Source organism: Pseudomonas phytophila, from assembly GCF_025643095.1.
Lineage (GTDB): Bacteria > Pseudomonadota > Gammaproteobacteria > Pseudomonadales > Pseudomonadaceae > Aquipseudomonas > Aquipseudomonas quasicaspiana.
Map to the genome: position 1 here is coordinate 230,492 of NZ_CP081201.1, position 19,231 is coordinate 249,722.

General features: G+C 55.8%; 17 protein-coding genes and 1 pseudogene. 7 read left to right on the forward strand and 11 right to left on the reverse strand.

The features are described 5' to 3' along the window. Position 1 precedes the first annotated feature (1 nt). The 4 genes from tssI to K3169_RS01075 all read left to right on the forward strand — a co-directional run bounded on the left by tssI (position 2) and on the right by K3169_RS01075 (position 7,074). A complete protein-coding gene (gene tssI, locus K3169_RS01060) occupies positions 2-2,071 on the forward strand; it encodes a type VI secretion system tip protein TssI/VgrG (protein ID WP_231676966.1) in 2,070 nt (689 codons plus the stop codon). Positions 2,072-2,149: 78 nt separating this feature from the next. Continuing rightward, positions 2,150-6,091: an RHS repeat-associated core domain-containing protein gene (locus K3169_RS01065; protein WP_263269563.1), complete on the forward strand. Its 3,942-nt coding sequence runs from the start codon at positions 2,150-2,152 to the stop codon at positions 6,089-6,091. Positions 6,092-6,342: 251 nt separating this feature from the next. Next, entirely contained in the window at positions 6,343-6,609 is a 267-nt protein-coding gene (locus K3169_RS01070; protein ID WP_231676964.1) for a hypothetical protein, read from the forward strand. 132 nt (positions 6,610-6,741) lie between these two features. Then, positions 6,742-7,074 (forward strand): hypothetical protein, encoded by a 333-nt coding sequence (locus K3169_RS01075; RefSeq protein ID WP_231676963.1) that lies wholly within the window; start codon positions 6,742-6,744, stop codon positions 7,072-7,074. 414 nt (positions 7,075-7,488) lie between these two features. Here the strand turns inward: K3169_RS01075 and K3169_RS01080 are convergent, their stop codons facing one another. The 3 genes from K3169_RS01080 to K3169_RS01090 all read right to left on the reverse strand — a co-directional run bounded on the left by K3169_RS01080 (position 7,489) and on the right by K3169_RS01090 (position 11,237). Further along, the gene (locus K3169_RS01080) at positions 7,489-8,748 is read right to left on the reverse strand and encodes a metal-dependent hydrolase family protein (protein ID WP_263269567.1); all 1,260 of its coding nucleotides are present in this window, start codon (positions 8,746-8,748) and stop codon (positions 7,489-7,491) included. Beyond that, a complete protein-coding gene (locus tag K3169_RS01085) occupies positions 8,745-10,052 on the reverse strand; it encodes an MFS transporter (RefSeq protein ID WP_371856675.1) in 1,308 nt (435 codons plus the stop codon). The genes K3169_RS01080 and K3169_RS01085 overlap by 4 nt, the downstream gene beginning before the upstream one ends. A gap of 288 nt (positions 10,053-10,340) precedes the next feature. Next, the gene (locus K3169_RS01090) at positions 10,341-11,237 is read right to left on the reverse strand and encodes a LysR substrate-binding domain-containing protein (protein WP_263269570.1); all 897 of its coding nucleotides are present in this window, start codon (positions 11,235-11,237) and stop codon (positions 10,341-10,343) included. Between the two features lie 126 nt (positions 11,238-11,363). Here K3169_RS01090 and K3169_RS01095 point away from each other — a divergent pair, with 126 nt between their 5' ends. Then, the gene (locus tag K3169_RS01095; protein WP_027899987.1) at positions 11,364-11,639 is read left to right on the forward strand and encodes a metal/formaldehyde-sensitive transcriptional repressor; all 276 of its coding nucleotides are present in this window, start codon (positions 11,364-11,366) and stop codon (positions 11,637-11,639) included. Positions 11,640-11,651: 12 nt separating this feature from the next. Beyond that, positions 11,652-12,578 (forward strand): CDF family Co(II)/Ni(II) efflux transporter DmeF, encoded by a 927-nt coding sequence (gene dmeF / locus K3169_RS01100; RefSeq protein WP_263269572.1) that lies wholly within the window; start codon positions 11,652-11,654, stop codon positions 12,576-12,578. Between the two features lie 43 nt (positions 12,579-12,621). Here the strand turns inward: dmeF and K3169_RS01105 are convergent, their stop codons facing one another. From K3169_RS01105 to K3169_RS01115, 3 genes are all read right to left on the reverse strand, one after another. Next, the gene (locus tag K3169_RS01105) at positions 12,622-12,912 is read right to left on the reverse strand and encodes a DUF3077 domain-containing protein (protein ID WP_263269574.1); all 291 of its coding nucleotides are present in this window, start codon (positions 12,910-12,912) and stop codon (positions 12,622-12,624) included. A gap of 498 nt (positions 12,913-13,410) precedes the next feature. After that, the gene (locus K3169_RS01110) at positions 13,411-14,202 is read right to left on the reverse strand and encodes a hypothetical protein (RefSeq protein ID WP_263269575.1); all 792 of its coding nucleotides are present in this window, start codon (positions 14,200-14,202) and stop codon (positions 13,411-13,413) included. A gap of 563 nt (positions 14,203-14,765) precedes the next feature. Then, entirely contained in the window at positions 14,766-16,298 is a 1,533-nt protein-coding gene (locus tag K3169_RS01115) for a hypothetical protein (RefSeq protein ID WP_122808212.1), read from the reverse strand. 326 nt (positions 16,299-16,624) lie between these two features. On the opposite strand from K3169_RS01115, the pseudogene K3169_RS01120 reads away from it, so the two are divergent. Continuing rightward, a pseudogene (locus tag K3169_RS01120) lies at positions 16,625-17,047 on the forward strand (hypothetical protein); the annotation flags it as partial. Positions 17,048-17,091: 44 nt separating this feature from the next. Here K3169_RS01120 and K3169_RS01125 read toward each other — a convergent pair. The 5 genes from K3169_RS01125 to K3169_RS01145 all read right to left on the reverse strand — a co-directional run bounded on the left by K3169_RS01125 (position 17,092) and on the right by K3169_RS01145 (position 19,230). After that, complete coding sequence (locus K3169_RS01125) at positions 17,092-17,379, reverse strand: DUF3077 domain-containing protein (RefSeq protein WP_263269578.1); 288 nt, start codon at positions 17,377-17,379, stop codon at positions 17,092-17,094. 323 nt (positions 17,380-17,702) lie between these two features. Beyond that, entirely contained in the window at positions 17,703-17,936 is a 234-nt protein-coding gene (locus K3169_RS01130) for a hypothetical protein (protein ID WP_231665396.1), read from the reverse strand. A 24-nt stretch (positions 17,937-17,960) separates the two neighbouring features. After that, on the reverse strand, positions 17,961-18,323 hold the full coding sequence (locus K3169_RS01135; protein ID WP_317633748.1) for a pyocin S6 family toxin immunity protein: 363 nt from the start codon (positions 18,321-18,323) through the stop codon (positions 17,961-17,963). Further along, the gene (locus K3169_RS01140) at positions 18,320-18,559 is read right to left on the reverse strand and encodes a pyocin S6 family toxin immunity protein (protein WP_263269580.1); all 240 of its coding nucleotides are present in this window, start codon (positions 18,557-18,559) and stop codon (positions 18,320-18,322) included. The genes K3169_RS01135 and K3169_RS01140 overlap by 4 nt, the downstream gene beginning before the upstream one ends. Before the next feature lie 8 nt (positions 18,560-18,567). Beyond that, complete coding sequence (locus tag K3169_RS01145) at positions 18,568-19,230, reverse strand: colicin E3/pyocin S6 family cytotoxin (RefSeq protein WP_263269582.1); 663 nt, start codon at positions 19,228-19,230, stop codon at positions 18,568-18,570. Position 19,231 lies beyond the last annotated feature (1 nt).

Below are 19,231 nucleotides of genomic sequence, written 5' to 3' on the forward strand. Positions count from 1 at the left end.
CATGCTGTTCACCCAACTCACACGTCTGGCACAGATCAACAGCCCGCTCGGGCCGGATGTGCTGCTGCTCAAGAACATGGGCGGCGGCGATGAGCTGGGGCGGATGTTTGATTACACCCTGCAGCTCACGTCCACAGATGGCGCCATCGACCTCAATCAGTTGCTGGGCAAACCCATGAGCCTGTCGCTGCGCCTGGACGACGGCAGCCAGCGCTACTTTCACGGGATTGTCGCGCGTTGCAGTCAGGAGGTTGGCCAAGGCCAGTTCGCCAGCTATCAGGTTACGTTGCGCCCTTGGCTGTGGCTGCTGACGCGGACGTCCGATTGCCGGATATTCCAGAACCAGACCATCCCGCAGATCATCAAGCAGGTCTTTCGCGACCTGGGCTTCTCGGATTTCGAAGACGCGCTGAGCCGCCCCTATCGGGAGTGGGAGTACTGCGTCCAGTACCGCGAAAGCAGCTTCGACTTCGTCAGTCGCCTGATGGAACAGGAAGGTATTTATTACTTCTTCCGCCATGAAAAAGACCGCCACGTGCTGGTGCTTGCCGATGCTTATGGCGCACATCAAAACGCACCGGGTTATGCCTCGGTGCCGTATTTCCCGCCTGATGGTCAGCACCGCGAACGCGACCACATTAACGACTGGCGTCTGGCCCAGGAAGTCCAGCCGGGCTCGCTGGAGCTTAACGACTACGACTTCCAGCGTCCGTCCGCCAGCATTAACGTGCGCTCGGCCATGCCCCGGCCCCACACGGCAGGCGATTACCCGCTGTACGACTACCCCGGTACTTACGTGCAAAGTCAGGACGGCGAGCATTACGCCCGCACGCGCATTGAAGCGCTGCAAAGCTTGCATGAGCGCGTCGAACTGAGCGGCAACGCCCGAGGCCTTGGCACAGGGCACCTGTTCAGCATGACCGGCTTTGGTCGCGACGATCAGAACCGCGAATACCTGATCGTCGGCGCGCGCTATTACGTCGCTCAGGAAAGCCACGAATCCGGCGCAGGCTCCGCCGGTCCACAATTCGAAAGCGCCCTGACCTGCATCGATGCCCAACAAAGCTTTCGGCCGCTGGCCAGCACCTCAAGGCCCATCGTCAAAGGCCCGCAAACCGCCATCGTCGTGGGCCCCAGCGGCGAGGAAATCTGGACTGACCAGTTTGGCCGGGTCAAGGTGCATTTCTACTGGGACCGGCACGACCAGTCCAACGAAAACAGCTCCTGCTGGATCCGCGTATCTCAAGCATGGGCGGGCAAGAACTGGGGCTCGATGCAGATTCCACGGATCGGTCAGGAAGTGATTGTGAGCTTTCTGGAAGGCGATCCGGACCGCCCGATCATCACCGGTCGCGTGTACAACGCGGAACAGACCGTGCCCTACGATTTGCCCGCCAATGCGACCCAAAGCGGCATGAAAAGCCGCTCCAGCAAGGGGGGTACGCCTGCTAACTTCAATGAAATCCGGATGGAGGACAGGAAGGGCGAGGAGCAGCTGTTTATTCACGCGGAAAAGAATCAGGACATCGAGGTCGAGAACGACGAGACCCACTGGGTGGGCCATGACCGAAGTAAAACCATTGATAACGATGAAACTGTTCACGTCAGGCATGACCGCACCGAGACGGTAGATAACAACGAAACAATCACGGTGCATGCCAATCGGAGCAAAACGGTTGATCGCAACGAGACAGTAAAAATAGGCATGAACAAGTCTGAAACCATCCTGATGGCTTCTTTGCAGAACGTCGGCCTGGGGCGCATGGAGAACGTGGGACTGGGCTATAGCCTCAATGTCGGCATGATGATGAATACGTTTGTCGGCCTTAACCAGACGACTCAAGTGGTCAAGAAAAAAACGCTATCGGTGGGTGATAGCTACAAGCTGAGCGTCGGCGGCAGCGATGATGGCTCGACTATTACGATGGATGGCAAGAGCATCAAGCTGGGCAGTAAAACCATCGAGATCACCGCTGACCAGGAAATCCGACTGACATGCGGTCAGAGCACGATCCGCATTACTCCCTCCGAAATAGAGATACTTTCACCGAATGTCGACATCAACTGCTAGCTCAATCACCACCGTGTATTCAGGCAATGCGTCGAGGCTTGACGGTGTCAGCCTGCTTTTCCAGACAAGGACATCGGCATGAGCGGTCTTCCTGTTTCTCACGTGGGCGAAAAGGTATCCGGAAATGTAATCGCTACCGGATCTCCGACGGTTCACGTCGGTAGCTCCGGCGTCGGGATGGCCGACCGGGTCTCTGCATGTGTGCCAAATGTCGGCCAGCCGGTCAACCCGATGCTGGGCTGCAAGCTGCTGCCAGAGGAGGTGGATTTTGCGTTGACCGCCCCCGACACGTTCAGCTTCGGGCGTGGCTACCTGTCCAGCAATCCTCGAGTGAGCAAGCTGGGGCAGGGGTGGTCGCTCCCAGGTGAAAGTGTCACGCTGGAGCTGGATGCCAATACCTGTGTGTTGATCGACGTCCAAGGCCGCCGCATTACTTTCCCTGCGCTGGAGCCCGGCAAAATACACTATTCGGGTAGCGAGCAACTCTGGTTGCGCCGAGGTGGCGTTTCATCGGAGCAGCCATTGTTTTCGCCCTGGAAGGGGCGTTGGTCGCCCGTCCCACCGGCGATACAGGCCAGTGAAGCTGCTGTTCTGCTGCTGGCGGGCAACAGTTATCTCTGTTTTATGCGTCAGCCTGATGGAGTATGGCGTCTGCATTCAGCATTTGGCCGCAGCGGTTACCTCACTGAGTTTGGCTGGAGTCGCAGAGGTTTTCTCGCCAGCATCCGTGACAGCGCTGGACGTAGCTATGGCCTGGTGTATCAGCAGGTATGCGCGCCACAGGCCGGTGACGACGGAGTGCGTCTTTGCGGTGTGATTCTGGCTAATACAGACGGCCCTATTCCGGAAAGCTTCGATCCTCAGGCGCTGGGTAATGATTGGCTGGTGCGCTACGAATTCAATGAAGTGGGCGACCTGATAGCCGTGCGTGACCGTTCGGGCGAACGGGTGAGGGTGTTCGCGTGGAACAACCACATCATGACTGCACATGGCGAGCCGGGCGGTCAGGAAGTGCGTTATGAATGGGACACGCATCTGCCCTCGGGGCGAGTGGTCAAGCAAAGTGAGGCCGAGGGACTGGTTCGCGAATTCCGTTACTACGCGGATGCCACCGATGTTACCGATAGCATGGGGCGTGTTGAACGTTACGAGTTCAGCGGCAGCGATGGTGAAAGGCGCTGGACTGCACTGGTACGCGCCGATGGCAGTCGTACGGAGTTCGAATACGACCTGTTCGGTCGGCTGGTTGTTATCCGTGACCCGCTGGGCCGAGAGTCCCGTCGTCGGCTTGATGGTCAGGGGCGAGTCCTTGAAGAGGAATCGCCCGGCAAAAGTCGATACCGCAAGACGCTGGATGAAGAGACCGGTTTACTCAACGAGCTTGTTAATTCCATGGGGCGCAGCTGGCGTTTTGAACGGGATACGCGCAGTAATCTGACACGCGCGACCGGTCCGGGTGGCACGACTCTCTACCGCTACGATGATTCGTCTCTGCCTGATCGCCCCACGCAAGTGATCGACAGCAAGGGGGGCGTGAAAACCTTTCAGTGGAGTCGCCTTGGCCTGCCTGTCAGTGTCACGGACTGCTCTGGCCAGACATATCGTTATGAGTACGATCTGGAGGGACGTCTCATCGCTGAAATCGATCCGGCAGGTCAGATCTCGCGCCGTAGCTACGACCTTCTCGGCCAGGTCACTGGGCTTTCCTTTCCCGATGGCGCGAGTCTTGTTTACCGCTATGACAAGCAGGGACGGCAAACCCATATGGCCGATGCCCAGGGGCATTGCACGCAATTCTTCTGGGACAGATACGGACGACTGTTGCGCGCTGTGGACTCAGCAGGGCAAGAGCTGAATTACCTTTACGATGCTGCTGGTCGGCTGTGCATGCTCACCAATCAGAATGGTGCCAAAGCGCGTTTTGCCTGGGATGAGCTGGACCGGTTGGTCGAAGAGAACGGTTTCGACGGGCGTCGTCAGCAATATCGCTACAACCTTGCTGATGAGTTGGTGGTGCGCATTGATGGCGAGCAGCGTGAGACCCATTATCAGTACAACCTCGATGGACGTGTGGTCAGCACGAACTTCCCGGCCACTGCAAACGCTGCGGCTTTCAGTGAACACTACAGCTGGTTGGCGGATGGTCGTCTGGCAAGTGTAAGAGGGCCTGACTGCGAAGTGCGTTTTGCCTATGACGATGCTGGCAATCTATGCCTTGAGAGTCAGATCCATGCCGATGGCTGGGTCTACAGCGTTCAACACCAGCACGACGAATTGGGTAAGCGTGAAAGCAGCCAGTATGGCGACGCGCCTCTGGTTAAATGGCTTACCTACGGGTCAGGTCATTTGCATGGCGTGATGGTTGAGCAGGTTGAGCTCAGCTTTGAGCGCGATGCTTTGCACCGCGAAAAACACCGGGACGCCCGACTCAAGGGCAAGCCGCAAACCTTATTTGATCAGCAGCGCGATTACGACGCGTCAGGGCGGCTTGCTCAAAGCAAGCTGACCCGGTCCGGTGCAGATGGCTGGCAGCGCAGCTATCGCTATGACTTGCTCGGACAATTAACGCAGATTGACGACAACGTCAGTTCTGCTTTGAAGTACCAGTACGACCTGAGTGGCAGGCTGGTTTCCAGTCGCCGTGGCAATACCGTAGAGCAGCTTTACCGTTTCGATCCGGCCGGCAACAGGCTAGATACTGCTGGATTGCAGGGTGCCGAAAAGCTCTTGCAGCATGAGCATAACGAGCTCTATCGCTCGGGTTATACCGATTCCCAACGCTCGGCGCTGGCTCAAGGCGTAGATTCGTCCTGCTTGGGGAACCGTGTTGAGGTCTTCCAGGGCAGCACTTATCGTTACGATTCGTCGGGGCATCTGATTGAGCGCAAGGACTCTGACGGTCAGCGACTCCTGCTGGCCTATGATGGTGCCAACCGTTTGATCCATATGCTTCGCCAGCGCCCCGATGGGGAACATGTCGAAGCGCGCTACCGTTACGACGCGCTATCCAGACGTATCGCAAAAACTGTACGCGAAGGTGCTGAACAGCAGCGGGTTCGCTACGGCTGGGACGGCGAGCGGCAGTGTGCAGAAGCCTTCGAAAGGCTGTTGCGCACCACCGTGCATGAACCTGAAAGTTTTGTCCCCATGCTGCGCATTGAACAATCGTGCGAGCCTGACACGCCAGAGCTGCTGGAAATTCGTCGCGCCATGGCGGCAGAAGATCAGCCTTTGCCTGCGCAGTGTCATCCTGTATTGGGTGCGCCCAGCATCAGCTTTTTCCACACCGACCACATTGGTACGCCGCTGCAGCTAAGCGATCAGGATGGTCTGGTGACGTGGCAAGCTCATCCTGATACATGGCGAGGGGTGACGGAGGAAACAGGCTCTACCGACCAACCCATCCGTTTTCAGGGACAGCATCACGACGATGAAAGTGGTCTTTATTACAACCGCCATCGTTATTACTTACCTGAAATAGGACGTTACGCCAGCCAGGATCCCATCGGTTTCAGGGGTGGCCCCAATGCCTATGTCTATGCATTGAATGCTCCCTCCGTCGCCTATGACCCAAGCGGGCTTTTCGTGCCTCTGATAGTAATCGGTGCTTTCCTTGGCCGCGCAGCACTGGGCGCGACCATCGAAGTGGGGATGCAGGCGGGTAAGCAGTTGCTGGGTCAGGTAAAAGATAATTGGGATAATGATCGCGACCTGATGGACTTTAAGTGGGGGTGTATCGATATTAATTGGAAACATGTGGGGGCGGCAGGCGCCTTTGGTGCAGTTGCACCAGGTTTGTTCGGTTCTGCCAAAACGGTCCTCACATCGTCAAAGGCGCTCAAAACTCTGTCCGGCCAAGCTGCAAATACTGCCAATCGTGCTGCAAAACTGGCCGCCCGTAAGGCCGCGCACACCAACACTCTTAAAACCACAGTTGCTACCCAGGCGGCTTGGCAAACCGGCAAAGTGATCGTCAATTGTCCTTTGAAGGATGAAGACGAGGAGTGTCAAAACCAGTGATCAAATACTTTCTGATAATGACGGCAGTCGCCATTCCCGTTGCCTACTTTTATAACCTTCTGGAAAAGTATCTAGGCGACACATGGTTAACGGTTGGGGTGTTTGCCCTGGTACTGATTTCTTTACGAATCGGTCTCTATCTGTACCGTAGGTCCAAAGGCATTAAGGATAATTATCTGGACGAGTGACTTTCCTGGGACTTTTTCTGATGGCGTCTGACTGGAGGCGTCAAACCGGGCTCGCGTAGCTTAATGACCAGGATTTCCATGGTGAGTAACCCCCCTGAATTGCTGGCCGCGCTGGACAAGCTAATCCTGGCATTGAAAAGCACAGGCAAAATGGGGCCTGCGGACTTCTTCTCGAAGAAGTCCGTCGAGCTGCAGGCAGCAGTTACCGCCGATGCTGCGATTCAAGAACTTTCGACCTGTAGTGCAATTGCACAGTATGGTGATTTCACTTTCAGCGAAGAGCGGCTGCTGGAAGAGGTTGTGGATGCAGCGATCAGAAGTCGCAATTAGATTTGCTGAGGCTTCGCTGCTGTAGAACGTTGGCTGAGAAAATTACCGCGGCGGGCCTGAAAGGGAATGGGGCTGCTGTTGAATCACTTGCCCCGCAGATATAGATGGGGTTGCCTAAACGGAGTTTTTTGATTGATCAGCGGAGAATTGAAGGCCTTTGTTGAAAAGGCAGATGGCGATGTCATTCGTGTGAAGGTCAACGACCGCGATCTCTCTGCAGAGCTAGCTGCTGTCGGGTTCTTAGGGGCGCTTGAAGAGGGTGTCTTTGAGCGTTACGTCGCTGATGATGTAGAAAAAGCCAAGGTATTTGACTCACTTCGTTTGCTCCACATCGCTTTCTCCAACGGCAAGGAATGGTGCCCCGCAGAGGTGTTTGAATATCTGCGTGATAAGGCGTTGCTCAGTGGAGAATTTGTCAGGGTTTCGTGGACGCAACCGGGGCAGTATCGGCTTGAGTTTGTTTGATGCACGTCCTGTGAAGAGCCGATTCATCGGGCCGCAAGATCACTGAATTGAAACCCATCCTGTAGGAGCGCACGAGCACCGCGAGGCCGCGATGGCGGAGTGTCAGACCCACCGCTATCGCGGCCTCGCGTTGCTCGTGCGCTCCTACAGGTCCGGGGTTTGCTGCGTTACAGCGAGGCGTCTGGACGAAGGGGGCGCTCTATCAATCAACATGCATTTTTGTGAGTTGACCCCAAATCCTGTAGGAGCTCACCGAGGTTACGAGGCCAGCGATAGCGTTTTGTCAGACCCACCGCCATCGCGGCCTCGCGGTGCTCGTGCGCTGCTACAGGTCTACCGGTTGGCGCGAGACAGCGCGGTGAGCCTGCAAAACAAAAAAGCCCGCACAAGGCGGGCTCTGCAGCACTTCAGCATTTACACCAAGGTGTTCTTCTTGATGCTGCCTTCCTGAATGATCATCGCCAGGTTTTCACCTTGGCCCACCAGACACTCGATGGATTCCAGCGGGTTGCCGTCGACCACCAGCAGGTCGGCGATGGCGCCTTCGGCGATGCAGCCCAACTGGCCTTCGCGTTGCAGGATTTTGGCTGCGACGGTGGTGGCGCTGCGCAGGGCGGCGAGGTTACCCAGTACTTCGGCGCGGATCTGCAGCTCATGGCTTTGGTATTGATGCATGTCGCCCAGCAGGTCTGAGCCGTAGCCCATTTCCACGCCCGCTTCTGCGAACAGCTTCAGTGCGTTACGACCGGCCAAGCGCACGTCTTCAATCTTGGCCACAGAGTCAGGCGGCAAGCCTGCTTCGGCGCCGTGTTTGGCAAGCATCTCGTAGGTGACCTGCGTCGGCACGGCGAACGCGCCTTTTTCGGCCATGAGTTTTGCGGTTTCGGCGTCAACGAGATTGCCGTGCTCAATAGTGCGCACGCCGCATTCGATAGCGCGACGAATCGCCCGCGCGGTGTAAGCGTGAGCCATCACATAGGTGTTAGCGGCTTCTGCTTCATCGACGATGGCGCGGATTTCCGCTTCGCTGTACTGAGTGTTGGCAATCGGGTCTGTCGGGGACGACACGCCGCCCGAGGCCATGATCTTGATCTGGTTGGCGCCTTGTTGAAGTTCTTCACGCACGGCCAGGCGCACGTTATCAACGCCGTCCACGACGCGGGCGATAGCGCCAGCGCGGAAGCAGCACGAACACGGCTCGCTCAGCAGCAGCTCACCGCGAGCGCGCATGTCCCCGTGACCACCGGTTTGCGACAGCGCTTTACCGGCTGCAAAAATACGCGGCCCCGGCACGAGGCCCAGTGCGATAGAGCGAGCCAGCGCCCAGTCGGCACCGCCCGCGTCACGCACGGTAGTGAAACCGCGATTGAGCATCGCCTCAAGAATCGGCAAGGCGCGGTACATGATGATCGCGTTGGGTTGCAGCGCATTCATGCCCAGGTTGGCGTTGGAAGCCAGCACATGTACGTGGCAGTCGATCAGGCCGGGCATCAGCGTGCGGCCGTTCAGATCGATGACTTGGGCGTCGGCCTCGACAGCGTCATTTTGTGGGCGAACAGCGCTGATGCGCCCACCCTCGATCACAACTTCCAGACCGCCCAGCAACTCGCCCTTGTTCAGGTCGAGCAACTGGCCGTTGCGCAGGATCAGGCGTGCAGCGTTTTGAGTACTCATTGCAGAGCGGCTCCCTTGAAGGTGGCATTGGCGGTGGTCTTGCGGTCGCGGTACAGAAACGCGCCGCAACCGCTGACCACGGCCGCGAACATGATGTAGAAGGCCGGCGCGACGTTGCTGCCGGTGTTGGCGATCAGCCAGGTAATGGTGAACGTGGCGAAACCGCCGAAGATCGTGACCGCAAAGTTGTAAGCCACGGACAGGCCGGTGGACAGCACGTGAGTCGGCAGCAGTTCGCTGAACGCGGCCAGAATCGAGCCGATGTAACCGGCGATCAGCAGGCCCATCACCACTTCAAAAATCAGCAGCGAGGCCAGCCCTGGCATCTGGTTGATGAACAGGAACATCGGATAAGCCGCGACGAAAATCGCTGCCGCCGAACCCAGCAGCCAAGGCCTGCGACCGGTTTTGTCAGCCAGCATGCCAACAATTGGCGTCGCCACGATCAACACCGCGCCGCCCATCATCCCGGCGCTGAAACCGATGCCACTTGGCAGCCCCAGAACGCGGGTGGAATAGGACGGGATGTAGAACAGAATCGCGTAGGTGCAGACCGTCCACAGCACAACCAGCGAGAAGCTGATCAGGGTTTCCCGTGGATAGGTGCGGAAGACTTCGCGCAGTGGCGATTCGGTGGTTTTTGACTCTTTGTAGACCGGCGTCTCGTCAATGCGGCTACGGATGTAGAAACCGACCGGACCGATCAGCGTGCCGATGATGAACGGGATCCGCCAGCCCCAGCTTTCCAGCTGCGCCTGAGTCAGGTAGTTCGAGAGGATAGCGCCCAGCGTGGAACCCAGCAGCACGGCGACGCCGATACTGGCCTGAATCCAGCTGGAGTAAAACGCTTTCTTGCCGTCTGGGGCGTGCTCGGTCAGGAAGGCCGTCGCGCTGCCCATTTCACCGCCCGCAGAGAAGCCTTGCAGTAGCCGTGCGAGCACAATCAACACCGGCGCAATCATGCCGATCTGTGCATAACTTGGGGTGATCGCAATGATCAGCGTACCCAGCGCCATCAACAGGATGGTCAGCGAAAGAGCTGCTTTACGCCCGTGCTTGTCCCCATAAACGCCCAGCACAATGCCGCCGACCGGACGCATGAAAAAGCCTACGCCGAAAGTCGCCAATGCCAGTAGATAAGAAGTGAGTTCGCTGTCGGTGGGGAAAAACACCTTGGCGATGATGACCGAGAAGAAGCTGTAGACCGTGAAGTCGAACCATTCAAGACCGTTGCCGATCACTGTCGCGATCACGGCTTTTCGTGCTTTCTGGTTGTGGGTTGGCGTGTTTTTTATAGCGTTCACGTTGAACTCCTGCATGCAAATTACGCAGGGAGTGGTCCCGCGCACGAGTGGGGCAGAGAAGCAATCGGGTGAAACATCGTCAGGGTCTTGTGCCCTTGTAGGCCCGAGAATAACTCGCGAAATTGAATGCGGGAAAACGCTCATTGGGAAGATATGCATGCGCTGGATGCATGCAAGAGGACGTGGATCTGTAGGAGCTGTCGAGCACCGCGAGGCTGCGATATCGGTGCGTCCGACAAATCGCTATCGCAGCCTCGCGGTGCTCGACAGCTCCTACAGAAACGTAATTCAGTCCCCGCTCTGCACCGCCAACCACTGCTCAAACGACCGCGCCGCACGACTCGGAAACTGCCCCGACGGATTGAGCAAATAATAACCACCAATCTCGCCCACATGGACATCACAAGCAGGCACCAATGCCCCGGACTTCACATGCCCATCAATCATCGGTTTCCAGCCCAGCACAATGCCGCGTCCACCGATGGCCAGGTCCACCATCACCGGATAGTTATTAACGGTCAGGCGCTTGGAAATCGCCGAAGCATCGATACCCTGTCGCGCAAACCAGTCTGTCCAGGAAAGCCACTGGCGCTGACCATCCTCAAGCATCAACAACCGATGTTCGAACAACGCGTGCGGCTTGAGCACCCGGCCTTGCAGATAGCTCGGCGCGCAATACGCCCCTACCGACTCTGCAAACAGCAACCGGCTGTCCAGCCCCGGCGGCGAACCCGAGCGCAGGAAATACACCGCCAGATCAAACTCCGCACGCACCAGCGAATCCAGCCCGTCGACCACCCGCAGACGCACGTCCACATTGGGAAACTCATCGGCATACCGCCCCATCAGCGGCCCCAGCCACAACGCCGCGACGCCACTGGAACACGCCAGCGTCAGTTCCTGCTCGCCACTGTGGGTCATGACCTGCGCCGTCGCTTCAGCGCATTGGGCAAGCACCCGATGCACCTGCTCGGCATACACCTGCCCGGCCACCGTGAGATGAATGCGCTTGTGCTCACGCCGAAATAACGCCCGCCCCAGAAACTCCTCAAGCTGCTGCACCTGACGACTGATCGCACTCTGCGTCAAATGCAGCTCAGTGGCCGCGCGAGTGAAACTGCCATGACGCACCGTCGCCTCGAAAGCAATCAGGGTTTGCAGCGGCGGCAGGGGTTCGATGCGCATGGGGAATCCGGAGTGGTCGTGGTTGCCGCCATCAGAACAAAAATGCGCGGGAGTTTCATCTGCTGGTTGCGTTCCGGACCGACATCACAGAGCATGCATAACACGTATAGGTAGGGGGGGTATGGTATGTCGCACATCAAAACGGGCAAAGATGACTTGCTCAAGCGCGTAAAACGCATCGCCGGGCAAATCCAGGCGGTGGAACGGGCGCTTGAGGCCGAAGACGACTGCGCCAAAACCCTGCATCTGGTGGCGGCAACGCGGGGGGCTATCAACGGCCTGATGGACGAAATCATCGAGGCCCACGCCCGCGAGCACGTCGCCAAGCCGGGTTTGAGTGATGAAGAGCGGGCTGAAGGGGTTGAGGAACTGATCGAAGCCATCCGCCGATACACCAAATAGGAGCGCACCGACATGAGCAACCTGCACGCGGACTACTCCCACGATCACGTATTTTTGGGCTCATCCCATGATGAAAACGCCAAGCGCACCCTGTGGGTGGTCGCGCTGACGGTTGTCATGATGGTTGCCGAAATTGCTGCCGGTTACATCACCGGCTCCATGGCCTTGCTGGCGGATGGTTTCCATATGGCGACCCACGCCGGCGCCTTGGGTATCGCCGCCGCTGCCTACAGCTACGCCAAACGCCACGCCGCCAGCGCCCAATACAGTTTTGGTACCGGCAAAGTCGGCGACCTGGGCGGCTTCGCCTCTGCGTTGATACTGGGCCTGGTTGCCATCGGCATCGGTGTCGAGTCAGTGGTGCGTCTTTTCGAGCCTACCCAGGTCGCGTTCGGCACGGCCACGTGGATTGCCGTTGTCGGCCTGATCGTCAATATCGTCAGCGCACTGCTGCTGTCCGGCGGCCACAATCACCACCATGGACACGACCACGGGCATGACCATACCCACCACGCACACGGTCAGGACAACAACCTGCGCTCGGCCTACGTGCATGTGCTCGCCGACGCACTGACCTCCGTCCTCGCCATCGCTGCATTGCTCGCTGGCCGCTACCTGGGATGGGTCTGGCTCGACCCGGTCATGGGCATCGTCGGCGCACTGGTTATCGCCCGTTGGTCCTGGTCCCTGATACGCACCACTTCAGGTGTTCTGCTCGACCGCACAGACGAGCATGTCGCCCAGGAAATCCGCGAAATAATCGAGCAGTCGGGTGATACAAAAATCACCGACCTGCACGTCTGGCAGGTCGGCCCCGAAGCCCGCGCAGCCATTGTCAGCGTGGTCGGCAACGCGTCCGTAACCGCCGATATGATCCGCGCGCTCCTGGCGCCGGTGCACGAAGTGACGCACCTGACCGTGGAGCTTCGCAGCGCGTAATTCATGACCGGCAAAACGGCCCGGGGCATTAGCCAAGGGCCGTTCAGTCCAGCTGATTGTTTGCTGCACCCGCTGACAACGCATCCTCCAGAATCGCCTTCGCCATATCACTCAAATGATGAACCGCCCAGACACTCTGCTTGCCCGCATCACCCAATGCGGCGTCGAGGCTCAATTCATGGATACACGCCAATAAGCTGGAAGCGTGCTCCAGTGCAGATTCGATGGGGATGTCGGGATTGATGCGGAACAGCGGCTGACGGGATGGGCCGCAGGTGGAGAAGGTGGTGGTGCCGAGGGTTTTGTTTGGGTGTAAGTCGTCAAAGGTAGTCATGGTTCGCCTTCCTATATCTTGATGAACCGTCATCTCTGCCGCCAAGCAAAGAAGGGTGACGGATTGCACAAGGTTGGCGGACCGGAGATATAGGAACCCGGCACTCCCGAAAGAGTCCCTGCGCAACCCGTCATAAAGCCTGGCCACACGCGAAAAAACAGCGCCTGCCATCTTAAATCGGGGCGCTGTTTTCGCCTATATCTGTCGGGCCGCCAAGCCCGGTCGCTGCGTTTGCGGCGACGGGGTGGACTTTAGGGTTGTGGGGGTGGAGGGGCAAGGATGTGGAGTGGACTGAGGGTGTAGGGGGATTCCGCTAATTCCGCCGCCAAAGACAACAAGGCCCGCACAATGCGGCTTTGGGGGATTTCAGGCCATCAGTCCGGCTCTGAAATTGAATATCCAGGCGTCGTTTGAACTGGGCAAGAAAAGCACCGTATCTACTGGGGCTTGTTGGGTGTGATTAGGTTAGGAATACGTATACATACAAGGGGCCGTTTTCTAGGCGTGTTTAGAAGCACTCGGATCAGCATCCCCATTAGACTTTTTAGACGGTGTTTTATGTTCAGGCTCTAGCAACGTTTTTCTCACCACGCGGTTTGAGGCATTGTCGATTTTATAGACAGTGTCTTTGATTTGGAGGTAGGTTGATTTTGTATCGGCCACGATCAGCCGACCGGTGAGCGTCTCTTTCTGATCTGTGACAATGGTGTGTTTTCTAGATAGTCCGTAGCTAGCTTGCACCCCGGCTTCTTCTTCGTAATTTTTTCCTGCTCGTTCGATGCCGTTCCGAACTGCTGCCGTCGGAGCGATAAATATCAGCATAAGCACGAACCCTACCAATACGCTTCTCTGGATCAAGCCCCCAAATGATCTGGCGTCGTGCATCGCAAAGAAGAGAAATGTGACAGCCGCACCCATGCTAATAAATACAGCACCTGGAATGTACGCACCGAGTACAGGCACCTTATCTACAGTGCCCATTAGCTCGGAGAACGTGTAGCTGTAGCCGTACACCAGCAGCGTAGGAGTGCCAAGCTCCAGCTCGCTCGTTCCTATACCAAATTGCTCGTAGTACGCCGCAAGCTCTAGGTAACCCCAGACGATCAGAATTGCCTGGGACACCACGATTAGGAGCGTCCCGAATTTAAACACCAGATCGGCATCAACTCTTTTTGCCTGGTTAGGCATGGTGCTGACCTTGTCGAGGGGCGGTGGTCCCGCTAGTGGCTGCACTATGCTGATCGGGGTGGTGAGCTCTACCCGAACTGTTCTATCGCGCTTCCAGAACATGCTTCTCATCCTTGAACCTATAGAGGGCCAAGACAATAACTAAACCGGTGCTGGGATGCTAGAAGTCGCCGGGGACCTTTAGGTTTTAGCTCAGGTAACGGGCATGAAACCTGCGGGGTCGTATTAGTCGGAGGCTCGCCAGCTTACTGGGATTTCAACGTAGAAATTGAAAGGATCTTGAAGAAAAAAGGGCATCGTTACCGTGGTAAAGGTGCCCTTTTGTTTTGCTGATGCCAACCCATGGTGTTCTTAAACCTGCCAACCAACTTCAAAAATCCAGCCGCTAAACCGAATGTTCCACACCCTGTGTGAAGAGGTATCTTGCAAGGGCCCTGTGATGCACCACAAGCCCTAGCGTTATCCAATTCTTCGCAAGTCGTTGGAATCAAGGCGGTGCTCTTTTCGCTGGCGGCGGCTATCATCAATTGGGTGCGGGGCTCAAGGGGCTTTTTTTGCGTGACTAAGTCCCTTAATGCCGATCCCATCGATGCTTTTCGCGTGCCGGTTCCTTGATGTCTTAACCTTACGAAACGTACGTGGCAAGGTAGTATTTAGGTGGTTTATTATTCTTGGTCGGAGAGCAATTCTTGCTCCGCATTTTCAGGTATCAATCGCATTATCGCGGTTAGCTTCGTTTGATCAAGAATCGGAGCAGAACGCATTTTTTCCTTAGCATTCGCATCTGAGACATCAATTTCGTTAAACCTGCCCTCCAGTTTGCGGAAATGGGCGTAGCAGCCTATATCCACAGCAAACGCCTGGTAAGTCCCGTCTGACGATTTATGTGTTAAGGCTGTAGCGCAACTGTGAATGATTCGATAATCCAGCAACCGATATATCAATGTTCGCCAAGGATCATTTTGCTGAAGCAGTTTTTCTTCGATCAAAAAGATATTTGTCTTTTTCTCCATGCAAAAGCTTTTTATAATATAAATGCCCTTGATCAGCTCGCCCTGCTCGTCATCTTTGGAGTCTTGTTTAAGTTCTTCGATCTTCCGCTCAAAGTTGATCCTAGACAAAAGTCGCACCTCGTCTTTGCCGATTTTGCCGCCAGATGATGGATCTGTATCACTCAAGAGTTGTAAGAATAGCGACAGTACATCGCGCGGTACGCCTCCTCCAGCCATTACCAATCGGTCGAAGCCCTCCCCTTTAAATAGGCTCATGATCGCTGGCTCATCTAAACTTGCTTGCTCACCAAACTGTAGCAAAATCGCTCGATTCTGCGTAAGTGTTCGAGGGAAATTACTAAACGTATAGTCTATATCGATTGGCTGATAGTCATGTCGTTCTTGTGCACCAATAGGCTGACCATCCCGGTCGGCGTACAAAGTCGAGGAGTGCCTAAGAGTTGCGATCTTGAAATAAAGTGGAATGTCCTTGCACAGCCTATGCACGTAATCAACCACGAATGCTTGATCTGTCCTCTTAAGGTGGTACAGGTCGTCAATCTGTAGTATTAGCCCTTTAACAGTTTTTGACGAGTCTAAAAGCTCTCTAAGGCTTTCTTTCAGCCTAGGTAACCACCGGTCCAACTCTTGTAGCTTTTCTCTATGAACTTTGAAGGATCGTTCAATTTCTTGATTTTCTTTGTTTGAAAGCTTTGCAGTAGCGTTTATGGCGTCTAGCTTGAATCCCGCATCAAACCCAGTTAAATCCTCCGAGACTGCCTTTGTCTTGATGTCTTCGCTTTGAGCGTCCGCTTCGATGTGAAGCGTGGCTAGTTTTTCAAGAATTTGTCTGATGATTTGCTTTTGCTTAAGACGCTTGCCAAACCAACCTGTAATGTTTTTTTCAAGCTCGCGAAAGATTGAGGACAATATTTCAATTAACACGTTAGGAAAAGAATGTCTTTTGAAGTCTTCGCAGTTTAAATAAACGCTTCTTAGGTCTGACCGAAGTGTCCGAGCTGAATGGTGCAGCAGAAGTGTTTTACCGCAGCCTCGCCGGGCAAAAATAGCGTGGTTTTGCTTAGTCTTCGCGTCCTGCAAGGCGGTACCGACGTTGATATACGTCACGGGGTCATTATCACGTTGTACACGCAGGTTCTCAGAGATGACCTCTCTGAGATTTTCAAGCTCTTCTATAGTAACCATCAAGACTTCCCTATGTGATGATGGCGAAAGAGTAGCACATGGAGTCTCGAAAGCTGTGACAGATTTCACCGCGTAGTGCCTGCCCTTCGGGAGGGATACTTGGTACACGTTAATCGTCTCGTGAGGAAGGTAGCGTAACGCCACTCATAACGGAACATTCGTAAATCATCTCCTAACAGAAAAGCCCACTCCGATGGGCTTTTTTGCGCGTTCTGGGAACCAGTCCCCGTAGGACTGTCGTACCGTTCTGTATCACAGCGGCCTTGGCGTATAAAAATCGGGGCAGACCACATCTAAAATACTGGTGGTGATACCTAATTTCCCTTATCACGGACTCTATGGCTCTGTTGGCGCACGGTTTTCATATGGCAACCCACACGCCGGAGCCTTGGGTATCGGCGCGCCAATTACAGCTACGTCAACCGCCACACGGCCAGTACCCGATAAAGTTTTTGCACCGGCAAGGTAGGCGACCTCGGCGGTTTTGCGTAGGCGCTTATCCTCGGGTTGGTGGCTTCCGGTATTGGTATCGAGTCAGTGGTGCGTTTCGCTCAGAAAATCCGCGAAATAACCGAGCAGGCGGGTGACATAACAATCACCGACCTGCACGTCTGGCAGGTCGCCCCGAAGCCCGTGCGGCCATTGTCAGCGTGGTCGGCAACGCGTCCGTAACCGCCGATATGATTCGCGAGCGCCTGGTGCCGGTGCACGAGGTGACGCACCTGACCGTGGAGCTTCGCAGCGCATAGTTCATGACCGGCCCAAACGGCCCTAGGTACTAGCCAAGGGCCGTTCAGCCCAGCTGATTGTTTGCCGCGCCCGCTGACAACGCATCCTCCAGAATCGCTTTCGCCATATCACTCAAATGATGAACCGCCCAGACACTCTGCTTGCCCGCATCACCCAACGCGGCGTCGAGACTTAATTCATGGATACACGCCAATAAGCTGGACGCGTGCTCCAGTGCGGATTCGATGGGGATGTCGGGATTGATGCGGAACAGCGGCTGACGGGATGGGCCGCAGGTGGAGAAGGTGGTGGTGCCGAGGGTTTTGGTTGAAGAGTTATGCGTTTGCTTCATTGACTGCTCCTGGAGTTGGAAGCTGCCACCGTTTGCGGCCAAGCAAATCGGGGTGGCAACTGTACGCGGGTTGGCCGACCGGAACTCCAGGCACCCGGCACACCCGAAGGTGTCCCACGCACAGCTGCCATAACTCGATATCGCAGACGGAATACATCCCCGAGATCTAATGGTGAGCGCCTGTGCGCCTGGAGTTTAGTCGAGCGGCCAAGCCCGGTCGCCACGTTTGCGGCGACGGGGTGGACTCTAGGTTTGTTGGGTTGGAGCGGCAAGGATGTGATGTGGACGGAGGGTGTAGGGGGATTCTGTAAATGCCGGTCTATTCACGCAATGTTGCAAGTGATCTGAAAAATATGTCTGTCATCGTAAAACGGGCTGCCGATGAGAGCTTCAATAGCTGCCGCCTGTTCGGCACTTATGTCATAGCCTTCATCGCCTCGTTGAGGTTCTGACCACCTCATGATTCGCGCAAGTCGTGCATCGCAATCTTTCGGAACGACGACTTCAAAAGCCAAGAACCTGGTCTCTTTGTCGAACGCTTCGATTTTGTAGTTCACCACACAGATTCCCGGCATTCCTCGCTATGGCCTTACACCGATGAAAAGGTCTAGATCAACCGGTAGCGGCTTTTTGATCACCGCAGCAATCGCTTCGACCTGCGTGGCTGTCAAAGGAAGTTCACCATCGGCTTCTGCTTCCAGGGTTTCCCAGCCCAATACCTTCATGACTCCTTGCTCAAACTCGGGGTCCACATCGAGTGCAAATTTGAGTGAGTCGTCTTCGCTGGCGTCCATTAGAAAGCCTGTCACTTCCAAAGGCATGAGTTTTGCCCCTCCCCCGACGGCCCGTTTACGCGAGGCCCCTACCTCCACCGTCCGATGCTGATAAACCCACTCAAAGATTCGATCCTTGCTTTTCCAACGTTGCGATTCGTGGCTTTTCACGCAACAACGCCGATAACTAGTTTCAAATCAGTCGGAAGTGGCTGGCCGATTATTGAGGCGAGCTGCAGTACTTGGTCGCCTTCTAGCAAAAGATCGCCTTCCGCCATCGCATCAAGGCTTGGCTGGCCGAGGTGCTGCAGAATGATTTCATCGAATGAACTGTCTATCTTTAGCTGGAACTTGAGTGAATCATCTTCGGAGCTATTTCTCAAAAAACCAAATATATGCAAGTGCATAAAGCCTCCTATTTTTCTACTCTGCGGCCTGCTTTGGCTGGTTTCGTTTCACGGCCTGTGTCAGGGTCAAACTCGCCTAAGTGCCTGCCTTGTTTGTCATATATTTCAACTGTTCCGTGTCGGCTATCCCACTCAAAAATACGGCCCTTGGAGTCTTTCCAGCGTCGTCGAAGTTTGCCGCCACCTTGAACTTTTGTTTTTGAGTCGACCAACACCGCATCTGGATAATGCTTCAGCTTCAATGGCGCTGGATGATAGCTATGATCCCCACCCACCGCCCGAGCAAACACCACATACATCGACTTCAACCCAGTATCCGCCGGGAACACTACGATGCAGTCATCGGTGGTGATGTCTTCGCCGGGGAAGCCTTCGATCTGGCTGTCGGTGTTTTCCGGGATCGGGTGGACGAGGATGGTGCCCAGTTGCTCGCCGCTGTTGTCGGGGTAGATCAGGGGCGGCATTTCGCCCAGCGGGCCGCGCTTGGGAGTCGAGAGAATCGTAATGCCGTTGAGCTTGGCTTCCAGTGCAGTCTGGTCGGCGTTCCAGGCTGCTTGCACCGTGCGGACTGAATCATCGCCCGTCGGTCCAGTGTGAATGCCGTAAACCTGCAAAACGCCTTCTGCATCCTGACGAAACTGGAAGCGCACGCGACTGGGCGCGCGAGTCATA

Excerpts from the sequence above, each read along its gene's own strand:
- tssI (WP_231676966.1), top strand. The coding sequence starts at position 2 with ATGCTGTTCACCCAACTCACACGTCTGGCACAGATCAACAGCCCGCTC.
- K3169_RS01065 (WP_263269563.1), top strand. The coding sequence starts at position 2,150 with ATGAGCGGTCTTCCTGTTTCTCACGTGGGCGAAAAGGTATCCGGAAAT.
- K3169_RS01070 (WP_231676964.1), top strand. The coding sequence starts at position 6,343 with ATGACCAGGATTTCCATGGTGAGTAACCCCCCTGAATTGCTGGCCGCG.
- K3169_RS01080 (WP_263269567.1), bottom strand. The coding sequence starts at position 8,748 with ATGAGTACTCAAAACGCTGCACGCCTGATCCTGCGCAACGGCCAGTTG.
- K3169_RS01090 (WP_263269570.1), bottom strand. The coding sequence starts at position 11,237 with ATGCGCATCGAACCCCTGCCGCCGCTGCAAACCCTGATTGCTTTCGAG.
- K3169_RS01095 (WP_027899987.1), top strand. The coding sequence starts at position 11,364 with ATGTCGCACATCAAAACGGGCAAAGATGACTTGCTCAAGCGCGTAAAA.
- dmeF (WP_263269572.1), top strand. The coding sequence starts at position 11,652 with ATGAGCAACCTGCACGCGGACTACTCCCACGATCACGTATTTTTGGGC.
- K3169_RS01105 (WP_263269574.1), bottom strand. The coding sequence starts at position 12,912 with ATGACTACCTTTGACGACTTACACCCAAACAAAACCCTCGGCACCACC.
- K3169_RS01110 (WP_263269575.1), bottom strand. The coding sequence starts at position 14,202 with ATGTTCTGGAAGCGCGATAGAACAGTTCGGGTAGAGCTCACCACCCCG.
- K3169_RS01115 (WP_122808212.1), bottom strand. The coding sequence starts at position 16,298 with ATGGTTACTATAGAAGAGCTTGAAAATCTCAGAGAGGTCATCTCTGAG.
- K3169_RS01125 (WP_263269578.1), bottom strand. The coding sequence starts at position 17,379 with ATGAAGCAAACGCATAACTCTTCAACCAAAACCCTCGGCACCACCACC.
- K3169_RS01140 (WP_263269580.1), bottom strand. The coding sequence starts at position 18,559 with ATGCACTTGCATATATTTGGTTTTTTGAGAAATAGCTCCGAAGATGAT.
- K3169_RS01145 (WP_263269582.1), bottom strand. The coding sequence starts at position 19,230 with ATGACTCGCGCGCCCAGTCGCGTGCGCTTCCAGTTTCGTCAGGATGCA.